Consider the following 14,795-nt stretch of genomic DNA (forward strand, 5'->3'; position numbering starts at 1 on the left):
AGAAGTACCGCAAGGCAGTGCTGAACCTGCGCGCCGCCATCAAGCGCGGCAACGAGGAAGCCATCAGGCTCCGCCGCGAGCAGTTGAAGGCGCTGCCGGTGCCGCGCCAGCGCTACGCGCGTGCGGCCACTACCTGAGCGCCGCGCCGCTTTTTACGCAGAACCTGCCTAGAACGAGCCGAAGGCGCTGCCGAGCGCGATGACCGCCGCCAGCGCCGCGACCGGGCCCACGATGCCGACCACCACGATATCGCGATAGCTTTCGCGATGCGTGGTGCCGCAAACCGCCAGCAGCGTCACCACCGCGCCGTTGTGCGGCAGGCTGTCCAGCGTGCCAGCACCGATCACGGCAACCCTGTGCATCAGCGCCGGGTCGATGCCCGTCACCTCCGATAGCTGCAGGTAAGTGCCGCCTAGCGCCTGCAGGGCGATGGTCAGCCCGCCCGAGGCCGAGCCGGTCAGCGCGGCGAGCACATTGGTGGCCACCGCCAGCGATACCAGCGGCCCGCCCTCGATCGACAACACCCACTCGCGCACCAGCGCAAAGGCGGGCAGGGCAGCCACCACCGAGCCAAAGCCCACCAGGCTAGCCACGCTGATAGCCGGCAGCACGGCGGCATTGGCGCCCGCGTCCATGCTCTCGCGCAGCTTGTGCAGGCGTTTGCGGTGCAAGACCAACAGGCAGAGGATGGCCGCTGCCAGCGCCACCAGCACTGACCACACGCCCCCCAGCGCCGCCAGGCTGGTCCCGCCCCAGCGCTCATCCGCCAGGTAGCTCGCGTCCCAGCGGGGCAGCACCAGCAAGCTCATCGCCAGGTTCACGGCCACTACCATCACCAAGGGCAGGAACGCGCGCCACATCGCCGGCAATTCGGCGCTGCGCGCGCCGTGGTGCGCTTCGGCGGGGTCGAACGCGCTGGCCACCGTGGCGCGCTCGCGCACCAGTTCATCGTCGGCGGCGCGGTCGGCGGATTCCAGCGCGTGGTCGCCAAAGCCCTCGCCCGCACGCCGCGCGGCCCGCTCCATGCGCGCGAGCCACCACAGCCCGAAGGCCAGCATGACGGCGGACGCCAGCACCCCCAGGCCCGGCGCGGCAAACGGCGTGGTGCCGAAAAACGGCATCGGGATCGCGTTCTGGATGGCCGGCGTGCCGGGCAGGGCGGACATGGTGAAGGTGGAGGTGCCTAGCGCAATCGCCGCCGGCATCAGCCGGCGCGGGATCTGCGCGGCGGCGAACAGCGCCTGCGCCATCGGCGCCAGCACGAAGAAGGCCACGAACAGGCTGACGCCGCCGTAGGTGACCAAAGCACCGGCCAGCACCACCGCCAGGATGGCGCGCTGGGGCCCGAGCTTGAACGTCATCCACGCGGCGATGGCGTTGACGCAGCCGCTGTCGTCCATCAGTTTGCCGAACAGCGCGCCAAGCAGGAACAAGGGGAAGAACTGGGCGAGAAAGCCCGCGGCGCTGCCCATGAAGGTCTGGGTCCAGTGCGCCAGCAGGGGCTCGCCGGCCGTGGCCGCGGCCAGCAGCGCCGCCGCCGGGGCCAGCAGCAGGATGCTCCAGCCCCGGTAGGCCAGCCAGATCAACAGGCCAAGGGCCAGCAGGATGCCTAGAAGGCCCATGGTGTCAGTGCTCCCGCAGCAGTTCGTCGAGATGGTAGGAGGCGTGCTTGCCCGGCGCATCGCGTCCAAGCCTATACAGCATAGGTGACGCGCAGGTGGCATGCCGTGGCTTGGCGGCGACGGGCACCGCCAATCCGCCAAGCCACCAAGCCACGGCATTGCGCAAGGCGCAGCGCCGGGCCGGCGGGCGTTACTGCGCTTGCCGCTCCAGCACCTCCCACAACTCCAGCAGGGTAGGGTTGCCGGCATGGGCCGCGCGATACGCGCAGATATCGAATGCCGAGCACCACGCGCCGTCGCCGGCCGGCACCAGCGTGCCCGCGGCAAGTGCTTCTGCCGCGGTGGTGCGCGGCAGCCAGGCCACGCCGTGGCCTTCGCTGGCCATCTTCATCAGCAGGATCGCCATATCGGCCTCATAGCAACGCTCCAGCGCACGGCGTGGCGGCGCGTCTTCGAGGATCACCTCGACGATGCGGCCCAGCGTGGTGCTGGCCGTGTAGGCCAGGTAGGGAATCGGTTTGGCGCCACTGCTGCTCAGCGAGAACAGCGGGGCGCCGCGTGCATTGGGCGCGCACAGCGGCATCAGCACGTCGTGCCCAACCGTGAGGCTGCGGAACTTGTCCGGATCCAGCGACACCGGCACGCGCGCATGGTTGTAGCCCAGCATCAGGTCGCAATTGCCTTCCGACAGCGCCACCACGGCTTCGAGCACGTTGGCGGCCACGACCCGGGCATTGAACTGGCCGTAGCGCTTCTGGCACGCCTTGAGCCAGCCCGGCAGGAAGGTCAGCGACAAGGTATGCCCGGCGGCAATCTGGATGGCCTTGCCCGGCATGCGGCTTTCCTGGCGCAGCGTGGCGCGCGCCTCCATCAGCAGCGTGAGTGCCTCGCGCCCGCTGGTGCAGAAGGTCTTGCCGGCCGGGGTCAGGTCCATGGGGAAGGTGTTGCGGTCGACCAGCACCGCGCCAGCCCAGTCCTCCAGCGAACGGATGCGCCGCGACAGCGCCGACTGCGTGATGTGGCGCAGTTCGGCGGCGCGCGAGAAGCTGCGCGTCTTCTCCAGGACCAGCAGGTCGTCGATCCATTTCAGCTGCATGGGGTGTGCCTTCGGAAGCGTCAAAACGGTGAGGGAAACTCTGCGGCCGGGGTGGCCCGGCAAGGGCGCAAGGGTGTGGCCGCAATGGGTATTCCATTTTCGCATAGCTCTATGGCCGATCCGCATTCCGGTGGGCGCCGGGCGAGCCTAAAATCTGCGCTTCCCGTCAGTCAATATCGCCTCAAGGCAAAGCCAGATCCAGCATGACAGGGGCGCGCAAACAAGCCGGCAGCCAAAGCGGTTGCGCCCCGGAACGTTCCGACTCTACCTCGGCAGTTAACGTCTTCGACGCTATCCGGAGCTACCCTGATCATGTTTATCCAGTCGCTTTACCGTACCCGCACGTCGCTTCGGTCCTCCCGTATTTTCCGTGGGGGCAAGCGGGCACAAGCTGGCCTGCTGCTGGCCCTGGCCGCTGGCGCCGCTGCCACCGCCGCCGCGCCGGCCGCCGCCGCGGACTACCCGGACCACGCGGTCCAACTGGTGCTGTCCTTCCCGCCGTCCGGCGCCACCGATGTGCTGGCGCGCGCGGTGGGCCAGCGCCTGTCCACCGTGCTCAAGCAGCCGGTGGTGGTGGACAACCGCCCCGGCGCCGGTGGCGCCATCGGCATGAGCTTCGCGGCCAAGGCCGCGCCCGATGGCTATACGCTTTATCTCGCCGCAGTGAGCAATGCCGCCATTGCGGCAGCGACGTATAACAACCAGCCCGCCAGCCTGAGCCGCGATTTCGTGCCCATTGCCGGCATCGGCACCGTGCCGCATATCCTGGTGGTGCCGGCCTCGTTGCCGGTGCATTCGGTGCCGGAGCTGGTCAGCCTGCTCAAGGCGTCTCCCGGCAAGTACAACTTCGCCTCGCAGGGCTCCGGCACGCTTTCGCACCTGGAGTCGGAGCTGTTCAAGCTGCGTACCGGCGTCGACGTGGTGCACGTGCCCTACAAGGGCAGCTCGTTCGCGCTGCCGGACCTGATGGCTGGCCGGGCGAGCATGATGTTCGACAGCATTCCCTCGGCCCTGCCGCACGTGAAATCCGGCAAGCTGCGGCTGCTGGCGGTGGCGTCCGATCAGCGTCTGAGCTCCTTGCCCGATGCCCAGACGGTGAGCGAGGCCGGCATCCGCGATTTCCGCGCGGACAACCTGTTTGGCCTGGTCGCGCCCAAGGGCACGCCGCCCCAGGTGATCAAGCAACTCTCCTCCGCGATGAAGGAAGTGCTGGCCTCGCCGGAGCTGGGCGCGGCCATGGAAGCACAGGGCGTGCAGATCAGGTACACCGCGCCCGAGCCGTTCGGCCGCATGATCGGCGACGAGATGCGCGCGTGGGAGAAGGTGGCGCGCGCGGCTAACGTCAAGATCGAGTAGGAAGCCGCGCAAGCGGTGCAGTGCATGATTTAAGTTGCATCGAAGAACGCATCCGGCCGGGCTTTGCCGCGCAAGCCGCAGGCCGGATTTCCCAAACCACTAGCCACTAGCGCCAAGCCGATTTGCCATGACCAATTTCTGGAATTTCCCCTATCCCTCACAACGCGTGCCCGTGCTGGCCGACAACGTGGTGGCCACTTCGCAGCCGCTGGCGGCCGCCGCAGGACTGCGCATGCTGGCCCGTGGCGGCAATGCCGTGGACGCGGCGCTGGCTACGGCGATCGCGCTGACCGTGGTCGAGCCGTGCATGAACGGGATCGGCGGCGATGCTTTTGCACTGATCTGGGACGGCAAGGAACTGCACGGCCTGAACGCAAGCGGCCGGGCGCCGGCGGCGTGGACGCCGGAGTATTTCTCGCGCTACGACAGCATGCCGGTCAACGGCTGGGACACCGTGACCGTGCCTGGCGCCGTTTCCGGCTGGCGCGCCACGTGGGAGAAATTCGGCAGCCTGCCGTTCGCCGATTTGTTCGAGCCGGCGCTCGAATACGCGCGCAACGGCTACCTGGTCTCGCACACCGTGCACCGCCAGTGGCAGGCACAGGTGCCGGTGCTGATCGACAAGCCGGGCTTTGCCGACGCCTTCGCGCCGAACGGGCGCGCGCCGCTGCCGGGCGAGCGCTTCATCTGCCCGGGCCAGGCGCAGACGCTGGCCCGCATCGCCGAGACCAAGGGCGACGACTTCTATCGCGGTGAGCTGGCTGGCCGCATTGCCGCGCATGCGCGCGCCACCGGCGGCCTGATCACCGAGGCCGACCTGGCCGCGCACCGCGCGGACTGGGTCGAGCCGATCAGCATGTCCTATCGCGACCTGGAGTTGTTCGAGATCGGCCCGAACGGGCAGGGCATTGGCGCGTTGATGGCGCTGGGCATGCTGGAGCATTTCGACGTGGCGGCCATGGGCGTGGACTCCGCCGCCGCCATCCACGTGCAGGTGGAAGCCATGAAACTGGCGTTTGCCGATCTGCACGAGTACGTGGGCGACCACACGGCCATGACCGAGGTGCGAGCCGCCCACCTGCTCGATCGCGGCTACCTGGCCAGCCGCGCCAAGGCCATCGACCCGGAGCGCGCGGCGGCAGCCGGCCCGGGCAAGCCCCACAGCGGCGGCACCGTGTACCTGACCACGGCGGACAAGAGCGGCATGATGGTGTCGTACATCCAGTCCAACTTCAAAGGCTTTGGCTCCGGCGTGGTCGTGCCCGGTACCGGCATTGCGCTGCATAACCGCGGCTGGGGCTTCAACCTCAAGCCGGGGCACCCCAACCAGGTGAGCCCGGGCAAGCGGCCGTTCCACACCATCATCCCGGGTTTCCTGATGCGCAAAGGCGCGCCGCTGGCGAGCTTCGGCGTGATGGGCGGCTCGATGCAGGCGCAGGGCCACCTGCAGATGGCCAGCCGGCTGGCGGATTTTGGCCAGAACCCGCAGGCCGCGTGCGATGCGCCGCGCTGGCGCGTGCTGGACGACAACGCCACCATCGCGGTGGAATGGAATTGCCCGGCCGCCACCGTGGAAGGCTTGCGCGCGCGCGGCCACAGGGTGGACGTGGCGCCGCAGGGCAACCTGGAGTTCGGCGGCGCGCAAATCGCCATGCGCCTGGAGGACGGCTATGCGGCGGCGTCGGACCACCGCAAGGACGGCTATCCGCTGGGGTTCTGAGGAGACTGGCTGCTTCGTCCGCCGCACCGGAGTGCTGGCGCGCCAGCGATGGCGCGTAAAAAAAACATGCCGGTGCGTGGTCCAGGGCACATTAAACGGCCACACCGCGGGCCTACACTGGCGCCATCCCTGCGAGGAAGGCCGCCATGAACAAGCTAAGGTCCAGCCGTCTGCTCGATCGCATCTCGCCGCCCGTGCTGGCCGACCTGCGCCGCATGCGAGCCGCCGCCGAGGCCGAGCGAGTCCTGGCCGCGCAGGCTGCGGCAGCTGGCGCGGGTGCCGGTGAATGCGCTAACAATCCGCTAAACGACGCCAACTACATCGAAATAGCGCGCTACGATTCAAGACGCGGCAGATTCGTGATGGAGCGCCGCCTCGCCAGCCAGCGCATCAAATAGGCGCTCGCCTGCCAATTATTTGAACGCGGCGCCGCGCGCTACAGGCCAGCGCAAGGCCCGGCGGCGCTGGCGGTGGCCTCTCACGGCACACCCCCCCTCCAACCCCCTCCTTCGGCTGGCGGCCGCGCCCATGGCCGGAGTTGGTATAATCGCCCACTACCCCAAACATGCCGCCTGGTGCTGCGTGCCGGGCCGTGGCGACAAGCCAGGCCGAGGCAGCAAAGCAGCATGGCGGTCCAACGCGTGACGAGGAGTTACGTGGCCGGAACAGAAATCGCAGTGCAAACCGTCCCGCAAGCGGGCCATGCCGTATCGTCCGGCAGCTCGTTCCATACCGCCCTCAAGATCCTGCCCGCTGCGCAACGCGAGGCGATGTTCGAGATCTATGGCTTTTGCCGTGCGGTGGACGATATTGCCGATGGCGATGGCCCGCGCGCCACGCGCCTTGCCGGGCTCGACGCCTGGCGCGCCGATCTTGCCGCGTGCTATGCCGGCACGCCGCCGGTGGCCTTGCGCGGCCTGACCGCCCAGATCCAGCGCTTCGGATTGCTGCAGGAGGATTTCCTCGCCGTCATCGATGGCATGGCCATGGACGTGCATGCCGATATCCGAGCGCCGGACAACGCCACGCTGGATCTTTATTGCGACCGCGTGGCCAGTGCGGTAGGGCGCCTTGCCGTGCGCGTGTTCGGCATGGAGCTTGATGCAGGCGTAGCGCTGGCGCATCACCTCGGCCGCGCGTTGCAACTGACCAATATCCTGCGCGATATCGACGAAGACGCGGATCTGGGCCGTGTGTACCTGCCGGCCGAAGCGCTGCTGGGCGCGGGCGTGCCGATCGGCACGCCGCATGCCATCGTCGGACATCCCGCTGTCGGCCGCGCCTGCCTGGAAGTCGCGCAGCAGGCGCAGGCGTACTATGACCAGGCTTTCGCCATCATGAACGCGGCGCCGCGCCGCACGGTCCGTTCGCCGCGCATCATGGGCGAGGTCTACCACGTGATCCTGCAGGGTTTGCTGGCCCGCGGCTGGACCAATCCGCGGGCGCGGGTTCGGGTGCCGCGCGCGCGATTGCTATGGATTTTGCTGCGGCATGGCCTCGTCTGAGGTGATCCCGCCGATTGACTGCCGCATATGGCCACTGACGGCTGCGTGCGGCATTGCCGTAAATGCGTTGTTGAAGAGAGGACGTCGAGACCGATGAGCCAAGTTGCACTATCCCCCAATTCGGTTGAGCCAGCGCCTGGCGCGCCGGCGCAGAACGAGCTGGAAGGCACGCTCGACCGCGCGCTAGACGCCTTGCTGGCGGCCCAGCGGCCGGACGGCCACTGGGTGTTCGAGCTCGAGGCCGACGCCACGATCCCGTCGGAATATGTACTGCTGGTGCACTATCTGGGCGAGACCCCGGATACCGTGCTGGAAGCGCGTATCGCGCGCTATCTGCGCCGCATCCAGAATGCCGATGGCGGCTGGCCGCTGTTCCACCAGGGCCGCTCGGACATCAGCGCCAGCGTGAAGGCGTATTTCGCGCTCAAGATGATTGGCGACGACACCGAGTCGGAGCCAATGCGCCGCGCCCGCGCCGCCATCCATGCGATGGGTGGCGCCGAGGCCAGCAATGTCTTTACCCGCACGCTGCTCGCGCTGTACGGCGTGATGCCGTGGCAGGCGGTGCCGATGATGCCGGTCGAGATCATGCTGCTGCCGCTGTGGTTCCCGTTCCACCTGTCCAAGGTCGCGTACTGGGCCCGCACGGTGATCGTGCCGCTGCTGGTGCTCAACAGCCTGCGTCCCCAGGCCAGGAACCCGCGTGGCGTGGGCATCGACGAACTGTTCATCCGTCCTTGCCAGGCGGCCCGGCTGGCCCCGCGCGCGCCGCATCAGAAGCGCGTGTGGTTCAGCTTGTTCCGTGCGCTGGACGCCGGCTTGCGCGTGGCGGAGCCGTTGTTCCCCCGCAGCCTGCGCGCGCGCGCCATCGCCCGCGCCGAGAAGTTCGTGCGCGAACGCCTGAACGGCGAGGATGGCCTGGGTGCGATCTTCCCGGCCATGGCGAATGCCGTGATGATGTTCGACGTGCTCGGCGTGCCGCGCACCGATCCCGATGTCGTGGTGGCCCGTGCCTCCATCGAGAAGCTGCTGGTGGTGCATGGCGACGAAGCCTATTGCCAGCCGTGCCTGTCGCCGGTATGGGACACCTCGCTGGCCAGCCACGCCTTGCTGGAAGTGGGCGGCCCGCGCGCCGAGGCGGCCGTCGAGCGCGGCTTGCAATGGCTGCGCCCGCTGCAGGTGCTGGACGTGCGCGGCGACTGGATCGTGCGGCGCCCCGACGTGCGTCCCGGCGGCTGGGCTTTCCAGTACGCCAACCCGCATTATCCGGACGTGGACGACACCGCCGTGGTGGCGATGGCCATGGACCGCGCGGCGCGCGCCGGCGCAGCCGCGCCGGCCGTTGCCCCGGCCAGCCATCGTTCTCGCTACGACGAGGCCGTCAGCCGTGCCCGCGAGTGGGTGGCGGGCATGCAGAGCGGCAACGGCGGCTGGGGCGCCTTCGAGCCCGAGAACACGCATGAATACCTGAACAATATCCCGTTCGCGGACCACGGCGCCTTGCTCGATCCGCCCACCGCCGACGTCTCGGCGCGCTGCCTGTCGATGCTGGCGCAACTGGGCGAGACCGCTGCCAGCAGCGAAGCCTTCCGGCGCGCCCAGCGCTACCTGCTCGACGAGCAGATGGCCGACGGCAGCTGGTATGGCCGCTGGGGCACGAACTATGTCTACGGCACGTGGAGTGCGCTGTGCGCGCTGAACGCCGCCGGCATGGCGCCCGAAGCGCCGGAAATGCGCCGCGCCGCCGACTGGCTGATCTCGATCCAGAACGCCGACGGCGGCTGGGGCGAGGACGGCAGCAGCTACCGCCTCGACTACCAGGGCTACGAGATCGCGCCGAGCGTGCCGTCGCAGACCGCCTGGGCGGTGCTGGGCCTGATGGCCGCGGGCCAGGTCGATCATCCGGCCGTGGCGCGTGGGGTCGACTACCTGATGCGCATGCAGCAGGCCGACGGCCTGTGGAGCGAGGCGCGCTTCACCGCGGTGGGCTTCCCCCGCGTGTTCTACCTGCGCTACCACGGTTACGCGCGTTTCTTCCCGCTGTGGGCGCTGGCGCGCTACCGCAACCTGCGCCGCGACGGCACGCGGGCCGTCGCGTGGGGGATGTGACCGCGCCAGGCTTGTGGGCGCCGCAGCCAACCTTGCCGCAACGCCGTGCCGGTCCCACGCTCGTGGTCACCGGCATGCGCTTCGAGGCCGGCATCGCGGCCGGGCCCGGTGTGGAAACCCTGCACGGCCTGCGCGCCGAAGCCTTGGCGCAAGGCCTGCGGCAACGCCTGGCGCATCCCTGCGCCGGCGTGATCAGCTTTGGCGTGGCCGGCGGGCTGGATCCGGCGCTGTTGCCCGGCCGGGTGATCGTCGCCTCTGCAATCCATGATGGGAATCTATTGCGGCCCGTTGACGCAAGCTGGTCGCGCTTGCTTTCGCTTGCCTTGCCCGAGGCTATCTCCGGTGCGCTTGCCGGCGCTGACGAGGCCGTGACCTCGGTGGCGGCCAAGACGGCATTGCACGCGGCCACCGGTGCGCTGGCGGTCGACATGGAGTCGCATATCGCGGCGCGTGTCGCTCAGGAATTCGGGTTGCCGTTTGCCGCCTGCCGGGTGGTGATCGATCCCGCGCAGCGGGACGTGCCGCCCGCGGCGGTGGCCGGGATGGGTCCCGATGGCAGCACCGATATCCGGGCGTTGCTCAAGGCGCTGCTGGCGGGGCCGGGACAGGTGCCGGACCTGATCCGCCTGGGCAGGGATGCGAGGCTGGCCAAGCTTGCGCTGCAGGCCGCCCGGAGCAGGGTCGGGATGGGGTTTGGCTTAGGCTAATTAACCTAAAGGCCCGGCCGGCCTGAAGCCTGTCTGGTGCTGCATCCGCAAGCATCCGGCTTGCAGCACAGCACCAGGGTGAAGCCAGGCTCAGGGCTTCTTCGCTTCGCCTTCCGGCTTCTTGTCTTGCGCGCCAGCTGGCGCGGGGGTGGCCGCAGGCGCTCCGGGCGCTCCGGGCGCCCCAGGCGCAGGCGCAGGCGCCGCGCCTTGCGCAGGCGCATCGCTATCCTCATAATCCGGCAGCTTCCCTCCGCCACCCTGGATCAGGTACTGCCTGCGCTGGCGGTACGCATCCCGCACAAAGCTGTACTTATCCAGCGCCGCCAGCGACAGCAGGTCGGTCGCGCCAAGCGCGTTGGTCCGCGCGTCCAGGAAGCCCAGGCCCCACAGGCCCCACTTCACGCCTTCATCGTTGACCCACGTGGTCGGCGAGAGCTGGAAATTCACATACAGCCCAACCCCGTCACGGACCGAGCTGGGGCCGAACAGCGGCAGGACCAGGTACGGGCCGGCCGGCACGCCCCACACGCCGAGCGTCAGCCCGAAGTCCTGGGAGTGCTTGCCGATGCCGGCGGGCGTGGCGATATCGATCAGGCCGCCGATGCCCAGCACGGAGTTGACCGCCACCCGCATGAAGCTTTCCGCCGCATCCACGCCCTTGCCTTGCAGCAGGTTGTTGACCGTATTGCCGACGTCGGCGAGGTTCGAATAGAAATTGGTGACCGCGGTGCGCACCGGTTGCGGCGTGACGGCGCGGTAGCCCTTGGCCAGCGGCGTCGCCACGTACTCGTCAGCCTTGTCGTTGACCTTGAAGACGACGCGGTTGAGGGGCTCCAGGGGGTCGTCCGGGCTGGCTTGCGGGCCACTGGCGCAGGCTGTGACCAACAGCGAGAACGAGAGCGCCGGCAGGAGGCGGGAGAGGCGAGAGTCGGGGCGAGTCATTGTTTTATGGAGGCGAGAGATCTATGGAGGCGAGAGATCAATGGGCCGGACCGGTGGCGGGGGCCGACCGCTCGCGCGGCCGCCCCATCAGGATCGGCTGAAAGAATACGGCACCGACCAGCGTGCATGCTAGCGCGAGTGCCAGCAACTTGCCCATGCTGGCGGTGCCCGGATGCTGGGACAGCCACAGGCTGCCGAAGGCGGTGGCGGTGGTGGCGGCGCTGAACAGCACGGCGTGCGTCAGCGGGGATTGCAGCAGCTGGGTCTTGCCCTCGCGCCACGCAATCACATAGTAGATCTTGAAGGCCACGCCGATGCCAAACAGCAGCGGCAGCGCGATCACGTTGGCGAAATTGAGCGGAATGCCGAACACCACGCACAGCTCCAGCGTCACCAGCGCGGACACCAGCAGCGGCACCAGCGTGCGCAGCACATCGCCCACGCGGCGCAGCGTGATCCACAGCAGCAGCGTGATCGACAGCACGGCCCATGCGCCGGCCTGGGCAAAGGCCGTCAAGATGGTGTCGGCGGAGCCGCGGATCGAGATCGGGCCGCCCACCGCGCTGGGCTCGACGCGCTGCACGGCGTCGATAAAGCGCGTGAGCGCGGCGTCGCGCGCATCGCTGTCGCTGGTGCTGGCGGCGTCTCCCGGCTTGGCCGCGGCGGGAAGCTTGGGGCTCACGCTGACGAGAGCCTGGCCATCCGGGGCGACCCAGTCGCGCACCAGTGCCGGCGGCAGGGTCTCGCGGGTGATCGGCTGCGGCGACAGCGCGCGCTGCAGCCGCGCCAGCGCCAGGCGCAGCGGCTGGGCGATGGCTTGCTCGCCGCGCTCGCGGGTGGCCGCATCCGCTGCGGCAAGCTTGCGCAGCGAGGCCGCCAAGCGGGCCGCTTCGGCTGCGCCCGGGCCAGGGTGCTCGTCCGCGGCCAGCGCGAGCTGGCGTGCCGTGTTCTTGAGCGAATTGACGAGCCTGGCGTCGTTGGCAGGCGTGGCCGTTGCCTGCGTCAGCACCGGCATCAGGCTGGCCGAGGCGGCCGCGATCAAGGCGAGCCGCGCCGGCTGGTCGTCGGGGATGAAGGTCTGCAGCGTGACGGCGCGCGAGACTTCCGGCAATGCTGCCAGGCGGGCGGCGGCGGCCTGCGCGGCCGCCAGCGAGGGCGCCAGCACGCTGACGTTGTCGGTGCCGGCCTGGGGCGCGTCCTTGAGCGAGAGCAGGGTGGCCATCGACTCGGAATGCGGATCCTTGAGGTGCAGCGGATCGAAGTCGAAGCGCAGGTGCATCAGCAGCGGCGACCCCGCCAGGATCAGGGCGCCGGTTGCCAGCAGCACGGCCTTGCGTTTGCGCTCGAAGAACTCGTCGGCGGGCGCCAGCCATTTGAAGCCAGGCACTTCGACCCGTCCCGCTTCATCCTTCGGGCGGAACACGGTGATCAGCGCCGGCAACAGCGTGATGGTGGTGAGGAAGGCCACCAGCATGCCCACGCCGGCGATCTTGCCCAGCTCGGCCACGCCGCGATAGTTGGTGGGCAGGAAGCAGAAGAAGGCCGCCGCGGTGGCGGCCGCGGCCAGCGCCAGTGGCACGCCCACCGCTCGCGCCGTGCTGGCCAGCGCGTCCGGGATTTCGGTGTGCACATGGCGCTCGGCGCGGTAGCGCACGCCAAACTGGATGCCGAAATCCACGCCCAGGCCGACAAACAGCACGGCAAAGGCCACGGAGATCATGTTGAGCGCGCCCACCATGGCCAGCCCGAGGGCGGCGGTGATGGCCAGGCCGACGGCCAGGCTGGCCAGCACGGCCAGGATCAGGCGCTTGGAGCGCAACGCCAGCCACAGGATCAGGATCACCACCAGCACGGTCAGCGCGCCATTGAAGGCGGCGCCTTCCTTGACCGAGGCGAACTCGTCGTCGGCCAGCGCCTGCGAGCCGGTCAGGCGTACCTGGGCGCCGTAGCGCTGTGCCAGGCCCAGCTTGGTGGCCGTGGCGCGGATGGCATCGGCGGCATCCGCGCCGGCCTGCAAGCCGGCGTAGTCCAGCACGGGGCTGAGTGCGACGAACGCCGTGGCGGGGCGGCCCGGGGCCGGTTCCAGGCTGGAATCGACCAGCCCGGTCCAGGACAGGGCGCCCGGCTTGCCAGCCAGCACCTGGTCGACCGTATCCGCGCTCTTGCCGAGCAGCTTGGCCATGTCACCCAGCTTGACCTGCCCCAGTTGCAGCGGCAGCGACAGCGTGGTCGACAACGTGTCGGCCAGGCCGCGCAGGGTCGGGTCGTGCGCCAGCGCGTTGAGCAGAGGCCGCGCCTGCGTCAGCTGCGACGTAACGTCGCGCAGCTTGGGCGTATCGACGAAGAGCAGGCCGTTGCGTTCGAAGAACTCGCCGCCGCCGGGCTGGCTGACGGCGCGAAAGCGCTCGCCTTGCTTGGCGAGCGCGTCGGCCAGCGCATTGGCGGCGGCGTCCGCCAGCTCGGGCGCCGGCGCCTGCACCACCGCCAGGATCATCTGGTCGCGCTGGGGGAACGCGGCGCTCACGGCGGCATCGCGGCGCGCCCAGGGCTGGTCCGACTCGAGCAGGCGGCTGATATCGGTATTGATGGCGAAATGACCGGCCACATAGATGCCGCTGACGATGGTCAGCAGCAGCGCCAGCGCGATCACGGGCCACGCGCGGCGGGTGGAAAACTGGACAATGCGGATGACCAACGACGTCAACATGGGCGATATAGGAAGCAGTAACGGTGTGGTGCGCAACAACGCGCGTAGTCAAAGGCGCAAAGCAGGACGCAAAGTGGCAGCCGCGAGTATAACGGGCCGGCGCGGGTGGGGCTCGCCCGGAGTGAGCGCGCCGGTACGCTATACTGCCCCGGCACGTGCGCGCGGGCCGGGCTGCAGCCTTGCAGCAACGCGGCGCGGCGCGTTTCCTGTTTGATTTTCTTGGCAAGTCTGCCGGGCGTTTCCGGCGGCGAACCGACTGGCATTCTCAGGTCCAAATTCGCATGAAGAAACACGGTATTGCTTTGCAGGTCCTCGTTCCCCTTGTTCCGTTCGCCGCAGTGGCCGTGGTTTGCGCCGCGCAAGCCCAGACGGTCGACAGGTCCTCGCCGGACCGCATGGTACGTGCGGCGGTCGAGGGTGTGATTGGCACCATCAAGTCCAGCCCCGACACCCGCAACGGCGATCTCGCCAAGATCACCGCGGTCGTGCAGCACCAGTTCCTGCCGTACGCCGATTTTGAGCGCACCACCCGGCTGGCCGTCGGCAGCGCCTGGCGCAATGCCACGCCCGAGCAGCAAAAGCAGCTCTACGAGCAGTTCCAGACCTTGCTGGTGCGCAGCTACGCGGTGTCGCTGTCGCAACTGCGCGAGCAGAACGTGAAATTCAGCTACAAGCCCACGCTGGCCGCCAGCGGCGCCACGGATGTCGTGGTGGAGACGCGCGTGCTGAACAACGGCGACGAAATGCAGATCGATTATCGCCTGCAGCGCAGCGGCAACGGCTGGAAGATCTACGACATCAACATGATGGGCGCCTGGCTGATCGAGGTGTACCGCCGCCAGTTCGCCGATATCGTCGCGCGCAACGGCATCGACGGCCTGCTCAAGTACCTGGCCAACCATAACGCACGCCAGACCGCCGACGCCTGAGCCTGCGCGCCTGGCCTGGGCCAGCGCATCAGCGACGGCATAAGACACAAAAGGCTCGCTCCCGGGTACGCGTGGTACCCGGGAGCGAGCCTTTATGCATCC

The 14,795-nt window shown here is 68.8% G+C and carries 11 protein-coding genes; 7 read left to right on the plus strand and 4 right to left on the minus strand.

Annotated elements, in window-relative coordinates; all coding sequences use genetic code 11:
• Window positions 1–167 precede the first annotated feature (167 nt).
• Both ACYP5B_RS08655 and ACYP5B_RS08660 read right to left on the minus strand, forming a co-directional pair.
• A complete protein-coding gene (locus tag ACYP5B_RS08655) occupies window positions 168–1,622 on the minus strand; it encodes a GntP family permease (protein ID WP_400091854.1) in 1,455 nt (484 codons plus the stop codon).
• 190 nt (window positions 1,623–1,812) lie between these two features.
• On the minus strand, window positions 1,813–2,718 hold the full coding sequence (locus ACYP5B_RS08660; protein ID WP_400091855.1) for a LysR substrate-binding domain-containing protein: 906 nt from the start codon (window positions 2,716–2,718) through the stop codon (window positions 1,813–1,815).
• A gap of 312 nt (window positions 2,719–3,030) precedes the next feature.
• On the opposite strand from ACYP5B_RS08660, the gene ACYP5B_RS08665 reads away from it, so the two are divergent.
• The 6 genes from ACYP5B_RS08665 to ACYP5B_RS08690 all read left to right on the plus strand — a co-directional run bounded on the left by ACYP5B_RS08665 (window position 3,031) and on the right by ACYP5B_RS08690 (window position 10,115).
• Window positions 3,031–4,074: a Bug family tripartite tricarboxylate transporter substrate binding protein gene (locus tag ACYP5B_RS08665; protein WP_400091856.1), complete on the plus strand. Its 1,044-nt coding sequence runs from the start codon at window positions 3,031–3,033 to the stop codon at window positions 4,072–4,074.
• A gap of 127 nt (window positions 4,075–4,201) precedes the next feature.
• Window positions 4,202–5,794, plus strand: coding sequence for a gamma-glutamyltransferase family protein (locus ACYP5B_RS08670; RefSeq protein ID WP_400091858.1), 1,593 nt, complete (start codon window positions 4,202–4,204; stop codon window positions 5,792–5,794).
• A gap of 146 nt (window positions 5,795–5,940) precedes the next feature.
• Complete coding sequence (locus ACYP5B_RS08675) at window positions 5,941–6,192, plus strand: hypothetical protein (protein WP_459569306.1); 252 nt, start codon at window positions 5,941–5,943, stop codon at window positions 6,190–6,192.
• Window positions 6,193–6,420: 228 nt separating this feature from the next.
• Window positions 6,421–7,299, plus strand: coding sequence for a presqualene diphosphate synthase HpnD (hpnD, locus tag ACYP5B_RS08680; RefSeq protein ID WP_400091861.1), 879 nt, complete (start codon window positions 6,421–6,423; stop codon window positions 7,297–7,299).
• Between the two features lie 93 nt (window positions 7,300–7,392).
• Window positions 7,393–9,408, plus strand: a complete 2,016-nt coding sequence (gene shc / locus ACYP5B_RS08685) for a squalene--hopene cyclase (RefSeq protein WP_400091862.1) — start codon at window positions 7,393–7,395, stop codon at window positions 9,406–9,408.
• A gap of 32 nt (window positions 9,409–9,440) precedes the next feature.
• Entirely contained in the window at window positions 9,441–10,115 is a 675-nt protein-coding gene (locus ACYP5B_RS08690; RefSeq protein WP_400091864.1) for a phosphorylase, read from the plus strand.
• 90 nt (window positions 10,116–10,205) lie between these two features.
• On the opposite strand, the gene ACYP5B_RS08695 is transcribed toward ACYP5B_RS08690, so the two are convergent.
• Both ACYP5B_RS08695 and hpnN read right to left on the minus strand, forming a co-directional pair.
• Window positions 10,206–11,057, minus strand: coding sequence for an MlaA family lipoprotein (locus tag ACYP5B_RS08695; protein WP_400091866.1), 852 nt, complete (start codon window positions 11,055–11,057; stop codon window positions 10,206–10,208).
• Between the two features lie 37 nt (window positions 11,058–11,094).
• The gene (gene hpnN, locus ACYP5B_RS08700) at window positions 11,095–13,764 is read right to left on the minus strand and encodes a hopanoid transporter HpnN (protein ID WP_459569307.1); all 2,670 of its coding nucleotides are present in this window, start codon (window positions 13,762–13,764) and stop codon (window positions 11,095–11,097) included.
• Between the two features lie 281 nt (window positions 13,765–14,045).
• Between hpnN and ACYP5B_RS08705 the strand changes: the two genes are divergently transcribed.
• On the plus strand, window positions 14,046–14,693 hold the full coding sequence (locus ACYP5B_RS08705) for an MlaC/ttg2D family ABC transporter substrate-binding protein (RefSeq protein ID WP_459569308.1): 648 nt from the start codon (window positions 14,046–14,048) through the stop codon (window positions 14,691–14,693).
• The last annotated feature ends 102 nt before the right edge of the window (window positions 14,694–14,795 follow it).

The sequence above is a fragment of the Cupriavidus sp. 8B genome (genome assembly GCF_054589115.1).

What these genes read in the sequence shown, in the direction of transcription:
- ACYP5B_RS08655 (WP_400091854.1), bottom strand. Translation starts at nt 1,622, where the DNA reads ATGGGCCTTCTAGGCATCCTGCTGGCCCTTGGCCTGTTGATCTGGCTG.
- ACYP5B_RS08660 (WP_400091855.1), bottom strand. Translation starts at nt 2,718, where the DNA reads ATGCAGCTGAAATGGATCGACGACCTGCTGGTCCTGGAGAAGACGCGC.
- ACYP5B_RS08665 (WP_400091856.1), top strand. Translation starts at nt 3,031, where the DNA reads ATGTTTATCCAGTCGCTTTACCGTACCCGCACGTCGCTTCGGTCCTCC.
- ACYP5B_RS08670 (WP_400091858.1), top strand. Translation starts at nt 4,202, where the DNA reads ATGACCAATTTCTGGAATTTCCCCTATCCCTCACAACGCGTGCCCGTG.
- ACYP5B_RS08675 (WP_459569306.1), top strand. Translation starts at nt 5,941, where the DNA reads ATGAACAAGCTAAGGTCCAGCCGTCTGCTCGATCGCATCTCGCCGCCC.
- hpnD (WP_400091861.1), top strand. Translation starts at nt 6,421, where the DNA reads ATGGCGGTCCAACGCGTGACGAGGAGTTACGTGGCCGGAACAGAAATC.
- shc (WP_400091862.1), top strand. Translation starts at nt 7,393, where the DNA reads ATGAGCCAAGTTGCACTATCCCCCAATTCGGTTGAGCCAGCGCCTGGC.
- ACYP5B_RS08695 (WP_400091866.1), bottom strand. Translation starts at nt 11,057, where the DNA reads ATGACTCGCCCCGACTCTCGCCTCTCCCGCCTCCTGCCGGCGCTCTCG.
- hpnN (WP_459569307.1), bottom strand. Translation starts at nt 13,764, where the DNA reads ATGTTGACGTCGTTGGTCATCCGCATTGTCCAGTTTTCCACCCGCCGC.
- ACYP5B_RS08705 (WP_459569308.1), top strand. Translation starts at nt 14,046, where the DNA reads ATGAAGAAACACGGTATTGCTTTGCAGGTCCTCGTTCCCCTTGTTCCG.